The sequence below is a fragment of the Paenarthrobacter aromaticivorans genome, from assembly GCF_019038615.1.
Taxonomy (GTDB): Bacteria; Actinomycetota; Actinomycetes; order Actinomycetales; family Micrococcaceae; genus Arthrobacter; species Arthrobacter aromaticivorans.
In genome coordinates, this window is the sequence record NZ_JAHOPC010000002.1 from 350,006 (window position 1) to 361,645 (window position 11,640).

An 11,640-nucleotide genomic window follows, 5' to 3' on the forward strand; every position below is an offset into this window, starting at 1 on the left:
TCATAGCTAGGCCAGTGTATCGCGTCGGACAACGTTGCACTATAGGCAGACAAGCTTGGCAGTCGAGGGTCGGTGCATCAGGAGGCAAAAAATCAAAAATCGGCGCCCCCAAAGGCTTCTGAAGGTATTGCTGTGAGTTGAACAACAAAAGTCTCTTGACGGTCTCAGGAGTCTGGCTTACTGTTCTTACGGACAACGTTGCACGCTTTGGGTTCCATGTCACCGACTAGAGAATTTGGCGGCCGTTGCTGGCAGCGTTCCTGCCCTCAACAACAAAGGAGTTATTCATGCGACGCACACGACGACGTGCCCTAGTCGCCCTTGCGGCACCCTTGGCCGTGGGGCTTGTAGCCTTGACGGGCTGCACGAGCGGTGGCCAGGCGGGCGGTACGAATGGAAGTTCGACCAGCAAAGACATCCTGACCCTCGGTATGACCGCTGACATTCAGGGCTGGGACCCGCATGTTCAGCCCAGCTATCAGGGGTGGAGCGCAGACGCCGTATGGGATTCCCTGCTGCGATGCGACAAGAACGGCAAGCCGGAGGCATCTCTGGCCGACAAATGGGAATTCAGCGCCGATCAGAAGACGGCTACGCTCCACGTCCGCGACGGTGTGAAATTCTCGGACGGAACCGCCGTTGATGCTGCCGCGGTGAAGGCTAACGCTGAGTACTATGCCACGGCCGGTGGAGCCTCTAGCCGCTGGGCCGGAATCACCGTCACGACCCCCGACACGCAGACTGTAGCCATCTCCTGGCCTGCCCCGAATCCGCTTCTGGCCCTGCGCATGTGCGAGTCCAAGATCGCTACCCCTGCATCCATCCAAAGCAAGAAGTTTGATGTGCCAGTCGGTTCCGGTCCCTACACCCTGGATGTTGCCAACACCACCCGCGGCTCCGTCTACACCTTCACCAAGAACGACTCGTTCTGGGACAGCAGCCGTTTCCCGTACAAGAAGCTTGTCCTGAAGGTCCTGGAAGATGAGACAGCTGCGGTCAACGCCCTGAAGACCGAGCAGATCGATGGCACTATCGTTTCCTCAGCAACGCTTGAGGAAGCAAAGGGTGCTGGTGAGAACATTCAGACGCTGAAGGGCAGCAGCACCACGCGCCTGCTGATCACCGACCACCTCGGCGAGAAGATCCCGGCACTGGGAAACCTGGATGTCCGCAAGGCCATGAACATGGTCTTCGACCGTGACGCGATCTCCCAGAAGCTTTACTTGGGGCATGCATCGCCGGCCTACCAGATCTTCCGTGAAGGAAGCGACGCGTACATCCCTGACATGAAGGACCCGTACCCTTTCAACGTTGACGAAGCCAAGAAGCTGATGGCCAAGGCCGGATACGCCGACGGGTTCACGTTGCAGATCCCAACCATGACCGGTCAGGGCCACGAGACCCTGATGCCGTACATCACCCAGCAGCTGGCACAGATCAACATCAAGGTCGAACAGGTTGCGCTGTCCGGACCGAACGCCATCTCGGAGCTTCTCAGCGGCAAGTTCCCAGTACCGCTGTGGCAGCTGGGCAACTATGGCGAATCCCTTCAGGACATCAGCGACTACATCCTTAAGGACGGCATCTGGAACGTTTCGCACCAGCCGGATGCCAAGGTTGACGCGCTTTGGAACACGGTCTTGACCGGCTCCGAAACCGAACGCAAGCAGGCTGAGCAGGACCTGAACAAGTACGTCACCGAGCAGGCCTGGTTCGTTCCTATGGCCTTCATGGACCGCTTCTACGCGTCCAATCCCAAGGTTGACGTCCAGGAGTCAAGCGACTTCTCCGGTCTGCACCCGCTCCTGCGCGACTTCAAGTAACCGAACATAAGAGACCCAGCGACCACGATGATGTTATCTCTACTCAAAAGCCTTCTCCGCTCCGCGGCGATCCTCTTCCTTGTCAGCTTTGCAGCGTTCTGTCTCATGTTTGGCAACGGCACGGGCACTGCCAGGGCTATCCTGGGCTACCAGGCAACAGAGGCTGATGTTCAACGCAAAGTGGTCGATCTTGGCCTCGATCGCCCATTGCTTGTGCAGTTCGGCGACTGGCTGGTCCATGCGGTCACCGGCAACCTCGGCGAATCGTTCTTCACGGGACAAACTGTGACGTCCGCTCTTTCGACGAGGGTGCCGGTGACGCTAACCCTGATCATTCTTACCCTGATCTTCACCTTGATTCTTAGTGTCCTTTTGGGCGTGGCAGCAGCCGTCTACGGCGGCTGGCTGGATAAGGTATTACAGTTCATCTCTGTTCTGGGTGCGGCAGTGCCGCCGTTCATCATTGCCATTGCCCTGGTTTTCACGTTCGCAATATCCGTCCGCATGTTCCCGGCGACGGGTTATGTTTCCCCTGACCGTAGCTTCACCGGGTGGATACTCTCCATAACACTCCCGGTTGTAGCCCTGCTGATAGGGTCGGTAGCCAGCGCCGCCAGCCAGTTCCGTGGCGCTGTCCTGGATGCCCTCTCCAAGGACTTCGTCCGAACGCTGCGGGCACGGGGACTCAAAGAGTCGCACGTGGTTTTCAGGCACGTTCTTAGAAACGCCGGAGGGCCGGGCCTGACCGTCCTGAGCCTTCAAACACTGGGGCTCCTCGGCGGAGCAATCTTCGTCGAACAGGTCATGGCTCTTCCCGGTATGGGGCAGATGACTGTTCAGTCCGCTCAGCAAGCTGACGTGCCCATGGTGATGGGATCTGTCGTGGTGACCATCATCATCGTGTTGTGCGTGAACTTCCTCGGCGATCTCGCCAACTCCGTGTTGAACCCGAAAGCGAGGACGCGATGAGCGCTGACGCGACCATGATAGATACTGCCGCAGCGGTTCCAGCTAAGGGCCGCTCCGTCCTGCGAAGACTGCTGACCAACCCGCAGGGCATGATCTGCATCGTCTTTCTGCTGCTGGTCATCCTGTTCGGAGTACTCAGCCCCCTGCTGGCTCCTTACCAGCCTAACCAAGCAGACCTGAACGCCGTGAACGCCGCGCCCTTCTCGGAAGGACACCTGCTCGGTGCCGACCGCGCCGGCCGTGACATCCTCTCCCAGCTCATGTGGGGGACCAATGGGACACTGCTGGGATCGGTGCTGGTCTTGGTGATATCCGTTCTACTGGGCGTTACCACCGGCCTCCTTTCCGGCTTCTACCGGGGCAGGTTCGAAGCCGTCGCCGGCTTCATCACGGACCTCATCATGTCGCTGCCCAGCATCGTCCTGCTGATTGCCCTGTTTACGCTTACCGGGCCCAACGTCATGGTTGCCATGGCAGTCTTCGGTGTCCTGGTCGCCCCGACGTATTACCGCCTGGTCCGCTCGGTCGTTCTCGGCGTCCGGACGGAGCTATACATCGATGCGGCCAAAGTTGTCGGACTCTCTGATCAACGCATCATTGGGCGTCACGTGCTGTGGGCCGTCAGGGCCCCGGTCGTCATCCAGAGTTCCTTCGTCGCAGCGGCAGGCATCGCCATACAGGCCGGGTTGGAATTCCTCGGGCTCGGCGATCCGGAACAGCCGTCCTGGGGTGGCATTCTGGATAACGCGAACAGCAACATCTACAACAACAGGTTTGGTGTGCTGTGGCCGGCTCTGCTGATCAGCCTCACCATTCTTGCCCTCGTTCTTTTGGGGAATGTGCTGCGCGATGTCCTACAATCCTCGGCCCACAATAAAACCTTGAAGAGGTCCCGCCGACGTGCACTGCTAAACGGAGCCCAGGCGGCGCGCACAACGTCCTCCCCGGCCAAATCTGAAGAAGCACTCCTATCCATCCGTGGGTTGAAGGTGGGCTACCCGGACGGCCCGGACCGCGTCCGAACAGTCGTACACGGGGTCGACCTGGACGTTCGCCGCGGTGAAATCCACGGACTCGTTGGCGAGTCAGGATCCGGGAAATCCCAGATGGCCTTCTCAACGCTCGGCATCCTCCCCAAGGAAGCCCTCGTCCTCGGCGGCAGCATCTATCTGGAGGGCGAAGACCTACTGGCGGATGACAAAGCACTCAAGAACGCGCGCGGCCGGCGCATCGGTTATATCCCGCAGGAGCCCATGTCCAATCTGGACCCCTCATTCACTATCGGCGCCCAGCTCGTCTACGGTCTCCGGGCCGTCAAGAAGATCAGCGACAAGCAAGCCAAAGCACAGCTGATCGCAATTTTGACACGCGTTGGCATCCGCAACCCCGAAAACGTCATGCGCCTCTACCCGCACGAAATATCCGGAGGGATGGCACAGCGAGTCCTGATCTGCGGTGCCGTTGCCGGGGACCCCGACCTGATCGTGGCCGATGAACCAACCACAGCCCTCGATGTCACCGTGCAGGCGGAGGTCCTTGAACTCCTCCGCGAGCTCAGCACCGAACGCGGCCTGGCCATGATCCTTGTCACCCACAACCTGGGTGTGGTCGCAGATCTTTGCGACACCGTAAGTGTCATGAAGAACGGGCGGATCGTAGAACGAAACGACGTCGAATCCTTGTTCAGCGACCCCAAACAGGATTACACAAAAGTGCTGCTGGAATCCTCGCGCAGCGTAGAACTGATGGAGGCGTAAAGCATGACTACTCCCATACTTCAGGTCGAAAATCTCGTGGTGACCTATACGGGGCGGGGCGGGCTTTCCAAGAAGGTCATCGATAATGTGAGCCTGGAACTGAACGCCGGCGAAACTTTGAGCCTGGTAGGTGAATCCGGATCAGGCAAGACAACCATCGGCCGCGCCATTCTCGGGCTCGCACCCGTCACTGAAGGTTCCATCAAGTTCCGTGGCGACACCATCAGCAACATCTCCCGCTCCCAGCGGCGGAAGGTGGCCCTCGGTATCCAAGTGGTCTTCCAAGACCCTTACTCGTCGTTGAACCCGTCCATGACGGTCGAGGACATCCTGGTGGAGCCCATGGCCGCCGCCGGTGCCGCCGGTGGCCGCCAGCGGGTGAGGGAGCTGCTCGATTCTGTTGGCTTGCCCAGCGACTCGGGCAGCCGTTACCCGAAAGAGTTCTCCGGTGGGCAGCGCCAGCGTATTGCCATCGCACGGGCACTGGCTCTGGATCCTTCTGTCATCATCTGCGACGAACCCACTAGCGCACTGGACGTTACCACTCAGGCCCGTGTTCTTACCCTGTTCAAGGAATTGCAGGAAAAGACCGGGGTTGCGTACTTGTTCATCAGCCACGACCTGGGAGTCGTGAACTCCATCAGCGACCGAATCGCCGTGCTGTATCAGGGATCGGTGGTTGAAATCGGCGAAGCTGATCAGGTTGCCCGTGCACCACGCCACGAGTACACCCGCAGCCTGCAAATGGCAGCGCCAGTGGCAGACCCGAAAAAGCAACGCGAACGCCGAGCCGCCCGCCTCCAGTTCCTTGCAGCTGAAAAAGCCGCGGAATTTCCCAGAGGCGCGCCTGCACAGCTCTGACCCTCTCGCTTAATCAGCTGACCCTTCGTCATAGGGACCAGCGCCCGATACAACACCGTCTGGAGACACTGATGGCATACGCTGCCGCTCCCCAAGGCCTTCGCTTTGAACAACGAACTGAAACCTCACCCGTTATTGGACTGGGTACAGGAACCCCGCGACTGTCTTGGTTTGTGCCTGTCGCCGATGCCGGATACACACAGTCCGCCTACGAAGTCGAGGTCACCCGCGGTGAAGGAGCAGAGGTCTACCGTGTCCAGAGCAACGACCAGGTGCTGGTCCCATGGCCTGCGCCGGAGCTGAGGTCCAGGGAGTCCGCAGTCGTTCGGGTACGCGTCAGCGATGGCGAGGATTGGAGTGACTGGAGCGAAGCCTCAACGGCCGAAACCGGTCTGCTCAATCCATCGGACTGGCGGGCTAACTTCGTCAGCCCCGTTGAAATAGGCGCGAACGGGATGCCCGCACCCATCCTCTCGGGCGTCCTGAACCTGCCTGCAGATATCACCAGGGCCCGTCTGTACGCCACGGCCCACGGTATCTACATCCCCACCGTGAACGGTCAGCGTATCGACGACACTGTGCTGGCGCCGGGCTGGACCTCGTACGAGAACCGTCTTCGCTACCAGACTTATGACGTCACGTCGCTGCTGCGCAAAGGCTCGAACAACCTGGACATGCTGCTGGGCAACGGCTGGTACCGTGGGCGGCTGGGCTTCGAAAACAAGAGCGCCATCTATGGCGAGCGCCTCGCCGTCCTGGCACAACTGGAAGTCTCCACAGCGGACGGCGGCGTCCACGTCCTGCTGTCCGACGGTTCCTGGACTGCCCACAACAGCAATATCCTCGCCGACGATCTTTACGACGGCCAGAGCACCGACCTGCGCGACCAAGCAGTCACCGTCGTTCCCCGCAGCGCTGTAGAAGTCATTTCAGCGGATCATTCTCTGCTCGTTGCCCCCGAAGGCCCGGCGATCCGTCCAACCGAGGTGCTCCCGGCAGTGTCCGTCTTCACTTCGCGTTCCGGAAAGACGCTGGTCGACTTCGGGCAGAACCTCGTTGGATGGGTCCGGCTTCGGACCCACGGCCTGCCGGAGGGCAGCGAAGTGGTCATCCAGCACGCCGAAGTTCTTGAAAACGACGAGCTCTGCACCGAGCCGTTGCGTACGGCGAAAGCCACCGACACCTTCGTAGTGGCAGGGGCTGCGGAAGAAACGCTGGAACCCTCTTTGACCCTGCACGGCTTCCGCTACGCCCAAGTCAGCGGCGTCCCGGACCTGAAAGTCGATGATATTGAGGCCGTCGTCATCGGTTCGGACCTGAAACGCATCGGCTGGTTCTCGTCCTCGAACGAGCTGCTAAATAGGTTCCACGAGAACGTCAACTGGAGCATCCGCGGAAACTTTGTCGATGTGCCAACTGACTGTCCCCAACGTGACGAAAGGCTTGGATGGACTGGCGACATCCAAATCTTCGCTCCCACAGCGTCGTTCCTTTACGACGTTGGCGGGTTCCTTGGGTCCTGGCTCCGCGACCTTGCCGCGGAGCAGCTCCCGGACGGTTCCGTACCTCACGTTGTCCCGGACGTCATCCACTCGGATTTCACGAACACCCCAACGGCTGCCTGGGGAGATGCGGCTGTACTCATTCCGTGGACGTTGTACCAAAGGACAGGCAACCGCCTGATCCTGGAACAGCAGTATTCGAGTGCATGCAAATATGTCGATAAGGTTGCCTCACTGGCCGGTGATGACATGTTGTGGACAGGTGGTTTTCAATACGGAGATTGGCTCGATCCCAGCGCCCCTCCGGAAGACGCGGCGCGGGCCAAAACGGATCCGGATGTCGTTGCTACGGCGCACTTGGCGCGTTCTGCAGAGGTACTGGCTAACACCGCCGCCGTGCTCGGTCACGACGAGGACTCCGCCAGTTATCACAAGCTCGCCGAAGAGGTGCGCGCCGCTTTTGCCCGCTCCTACGTGACCCCTTCAGGCAGGATCCTTTCCGACACCCAAACGGCGTATGCAATGGCCCTCGAATGGGCCCTGCTGCCCAGTGAAGACCAGCGTCAAGAGGCGGGGCGCCGGCTCGCGGATCTGGTTCGTGTCAGTGGATTCCGGATCAGTACCGGTTTCGTTGGCACACCGCTCGTTTGTGATGCCCTGACGGACGCCGGTGAAGTGGACGTTGCCTACCGTTTGCTCCTCCAAACCGGGTGCCCGTCCTGGCTTTACCCCGTCACGATGGGTGCCACCACCGTCTGGGAACGGTGGGACAGCCTGCGACCTGATGGCAGCGTCAATCCTGGCGGTATGACCTCGTTCAACCATTACGCGCTGGGGGCGGTGGCGGACTGGCTTCACCGGACCGTCGCCGGACTGGCACCTGCCGCGCCGGGGTACCGACGGATCATTGTCCAACCACGCGCGACGGCGGCCCTCACCTCGGCAGCTGCAAGGCACCTCACCCCTTATGGTGAAGCATCGGTTCAGTGGCGGCGGGTAGGGGGAAAACTGATCCTCGACGTTGCCGTGCCGGTCGGTACTACCGCCGTCGTTCATGTCCCCGGCACCAAGGTACCCGAGGCGGTTCCGCATGGAACCCACACGTGGACCGTTGCCGATCCCACTCCGAACATCGATGAGGGCAACGCCCTCACCATCCGCGAACTCTTGGATCGTCAACCGCTCACCTGGTCGGCCGTGGTTGACGCCGCGGTCGAAACAGGCATTGCCCCCGAGGGTGAGGCCCAGACCGCTGACAAACTCGCCAGGTATCTGGACGAACCCGTCGGCAACCTGGGATATGCTCTGGCTCCCGAACCGTGGATCAGCCGTAGCGTTCCCCTGCGCGAAAAAGTAGAGCAAATCCTGAAAGGCTCTACGTCATGACAGCTACGTCAACGCTGACGGGCGCGGACGGCAAGCAGATGACGAATTCTGCCACTCAGCCGATTCTGAGCGGGTTCTACCCGGACCCGACCATCTGCAGGGTGGGGGATGACTACTACCTGTCGACGTCCAGCTTCGAGTACTTTCCCGGTGCGCCCATCTTCCACAGCACCGACTTGGTGAACTGGACCCAGCAAGGCCACATCCTTGACCGCCGTAGCCAGTTCCGTCTGGGGGACCCGCGTCCTTCGACCGGCATCTATGGTTCCACCCTTCGGGAGCACGACGGGATTTTTTGGTTCATCACCACCAATGTCAGCGATTACGGTGCCGGGCAGGTGTTGGTCCAGGCAACAGACCCGGCAGGGCCATGGAGCGACCCGGTGTTCATCGGCGAAGCGATCGGCATCGACCCGGACCTGTGCTGGGACGAGAACGGCGACTGTTACCTGAGCTGGAAGGCCATGAGCTTCACCGAGGGTGAAATCGGTATCCTGCAAGCACGTCTTGATGCGAGCACCGGAAAGCTCCGCGATGCGCCGTATCCGATATGGCAAGGTAGCGGAATGGGTGCCGTCGAGGCCCCCCACCTCTACCGAAACGGCAGTTACTGGTACCTCCTTCTGGCGGAGGGAGGCACCGAGCGGGGCCACTGCGTAACGGCTGCACGCAGCCTGCATCCTTCGGGGCCTTTTGAAGCTTGTCCGAATAACCCGATTTTCACGCACCGCAGCTCTATCGACCCCGTCCAGAACGTCGGTCACGCTGACCTTGTCCAGACGCCCGAAGGCGCTTGGGCTGCCGTGTACCTTGGCGTCCGGCCACGCGGATCCACGCCTGGATTTCATGTCCTGGGCCGCGAAACGTTCGTCGCAGGCATCGATTGGATGGGCGGGTGGCCGGTCTTCGACGAGGATCGCTTCTGTGTCCCCGCTGTTGACACAGCCTTCTCGGATGATTTCTCTGATGCGCGCCTCCACCGGCGCTGGGTGGTTCCGTCGGGCGAGCCCGAAAGCATTGTGTCCAAAGCGCCCGACGGCGGTATTGGGCTCTCGAGGTTGGCGGACGGATCTATGGGGCTTCTTTGCGCCAGGGTGCGCGACCTGAGATGGAGTGCCGAGACCGTAATCTCCGGCTCAGGAAGCTTTCTCCTACGCATCGACGACCGCAACTGCTATGGACTGACGGTCGAAGCCGGACGCGTCAGCGGCTGGGTTCACCTTGGTGGGATCCACCACGAACTGGGCTCAACTGAAGCTCGAGCGGAAACCACCCTGCGTATTGAGAGTGCGCCGCCATTATCACCGCCAGTCCCGTTGGGGCATGGAGGTCCCGACGAGATCGTGCTGTCTGTTGTTCAAGAGGGTCGTGAGCACCTGCTGGGCCGGTTCGACGGCCGCTATTTGTCCACGGAGGTTGCGTCCGGTTTCACCGGACGCATGCTGGCCATTCAAGGCTCTCAGGGCCAGGGGACCTTCCTGTCGATGCGTTACACCCCATACACTCCACAAACGTAGGAAACTTTTCCATGCCTTTCACGAAAGAAGCACCGCTCGTAGACATCCTGGCCGATCCCAACGCCGCCCGCGTGTTGGACAACCACCTGCCGGGTTTCGCTACGTGGAACGACTGGTCCCTCAGTCCCTTGGCAACACTGGACGAAGTGGCCCATTGGGCCCGTGGAGTGGGCGAGCAGACGCCTGACCTCACCGAGCTATGGGCGGATATGGCCGCCGTCGAATCGTCTCCCCGAAGGAGCGCCGCACTTCAGCGCCCCGCGCCTCGGACTTCAACCGGGGTGCAATCAAGCCGCCATGCGCAGCATCCTGTCACGAGCCTTGCCATCCGATCCCAGCAATGGGGAGTCGCTGAGATTGTTCTGGACGGGCCCTCAACCGGAAATCCGTTCACGGACGTTGAACTGGAAGCTAGGTTCCGCTCCGGCAATGACGCAGTGCGAGTTGGAGGTTTCTACGACGGGGAAGGTCTGTATCGCATACGGTTCATGCCTCCAAGGCCTGGTCTCTGGGAATTCACTGTGCGGTCCAACGCCGATGAGCTCGACGGAGCCACGGGCACCGTCGAAGCCACGGGGCCGGAGGAAGGCAACCGGGGCCCTGTGCGGGTTCGTGACACGTTCCACTTTGCGTACGCAGACGGCACACCATATCTGCCTTTGGGAACCACCGCCTACGCCTGGACCAACCAAAGCGCGGAATTACAGGATCAAACTCTGCATACGCTTGCGGAAAGCCCTTTTACAAAAATCCGCATGTGCGTGTTCCCGAAGTCATACTCGTACAACGCGAATGAGCCCGAGAACTACGCCTTCGAGAAGAACCCTGATGGCAGCTGGGATTTCAGCCGGTTCAACCTCGCTTTCTTCCACAACCTCGAACATCGAATTAACGATCTTCAAGCGCTGGGGATAGAAGCAGACCTGATCCTCTTCCACCCTTATGACAGGTGGGGGTTCTCAGCCATGCCGTCATGGGCGGATGACCTCTACCTGCGATATGTCGTTCGACGCCTGGGAGCAACCCGCAACGTCTGGTGGTCACTGGCAAACGAGTACGACTTCATGCAAACCAAGACTGAGCAGGATTGGGAACGGTTCGCCGCAATAGTGGGGGAAGAGGACCACACCGGACATCTTCTGTCCATTCACAACGGGACCAGGTTCTACGACTATTCAAGGCCTTTGATTACCCACTGCAGCATTCAGCGAACGGACAACTACCTTACGGCCGAGAACACGGACGTGTGGCGTGAAAAGTGGGGCAAACCTGTCGTTATCGACGAGGTCGGCTATGAAGGCGACGTCGCCGAAGGATGGGGAAATATCAGCCCCCAGGAACTGATCCGTCGCTGCTGGGAAGGAGCTGTAAGGGGTGGCTACGTCAACCACGGCGAAACATACCTCGACGAGGAAGACGTTATCTGGTGGGCCAAGGGCGGCACTCTCAAAGGCCAGTCACCGGAGCGGATAGGATTTCTGCGCCGCCTCATTGCCGAAGCGCCCACCGGACGGTGGGATCCGCTGCCTGGGGACTGGGATTCCCGCACTGGCGGCGACGATGACCATCGGATCATCTACCTGGGCATGGGCCGGCCCGGCTTCCGCTCCGTCTTGCTTCCCGCGGGATGGCAGTGGCACGTCGATGTCATCGATACCTGGAACATGGAAATCACCACGATGCCCAATGCGGCTGAAGGCCGGATAAAAGTGGAGCTGCCCGGGCGCGAGTACATGGCAATCCGGATACGTCGGGCCTCAGCTACAACCAACTGAATTACGGGCCACTGATCCGCATTCTTCGCGGCAGGAAACATCAATCTTGT

General features: G+C 60.2%; 7 protein-coding genes. All 7 read left to right on the forward strand.

The genetic code is table 11. The annotated features are described in order from the left end of the window. Positions 1–287: 287 nt before the first annotated feature. Positions 288–1,823 (forward strand): ABC transporter substrate-binding protein, encoded by a 1,536-nt coding sequence (locus KSW38_RS05185; protein WP_216923469.1) that lies wholly within the window; start codon positions 288–290, stop codon positions 1,821–1,823. 30 nt (positions 1,824–1,853) lie between these two features. After that, positions 1,854–2,792: an ABC transporter permease gene (locus tag KSW38_RS05190; RefSeq protein ID WP_254186155.1), complete on the forward strand. Its 939-nt coding sequence runs from the start codon at positions 1,854–1,856 to the stop codon at positions 2,790–2,792. Continuing rightward, entirely contained in the window at positions 2,789–4,549 is a 1,761-nt protein-coding gene (locus KSW38_RS05195) for a dipeptide/oligopeptide/nickel ABC transporter permease/ATP-binding protein (RefSeq protein WP_216923473.1), read from the forward strand. The genes KSW38_RS05190 and KSW38_RS05195 overlap by 4 nt, the downstream gene beginning before the upstream one ends. 3 nt (positions 4,550–4,552) lie before the next feature. Further along, the gene (locus KSW38_RS05200; protein ID WP_216923475.1) at positions 4,553–5,410 is read left to right on the forward strand and encodes an ATP-binding cassette domain-containing protein; all 858 of its coding nucleotides are present in this window, start codon (positions 4,553–4,555) and stop codon (positions 5,408–5,410) included. A 71-nt stretch (positions 5,411–5,481) separates the two neighbouring features. Then, entirely contained in the window at positions 5,482–8,298 is a 2,817-nt protein-coding gene (locus tag KSW38_RS05205; RefSeq protein WP_216923477.1) for an alpha-L-rhamnosidase, read from the forward strand. After that, positions 8,295–9,815 (forward strand): glycoside hydrolase family 43 protein, encoded by a 1,521-nt coding sequence (locus KSW38_RS05210; protein ID WP_254186096.1) that lies wholly within the window; start codon positions 8,295–8,297, stop codon positions 9,813–9,815. Before KSW38_RS05205 ends, KSW38_RS05210 begins: the two co-directional genes overlap by 4 nt. A gap of 11 nt (positions 9,816–9,826) precedes the next feature. Further along, positions 9,827–11,590 (forward strand): DUF5605 domain-containing protein, encoded by a 1,764-nt coding sequence (locus KSW38_RS05215; RefSeq protein ID WP_216923480.1) that lies wholly within the window; start codon positions 9,827–9,829, stop codon positions 11,588–11,590. The last annotated feature ends 50 nt before the right edge of the window (positions 11,591–11,640 follow it).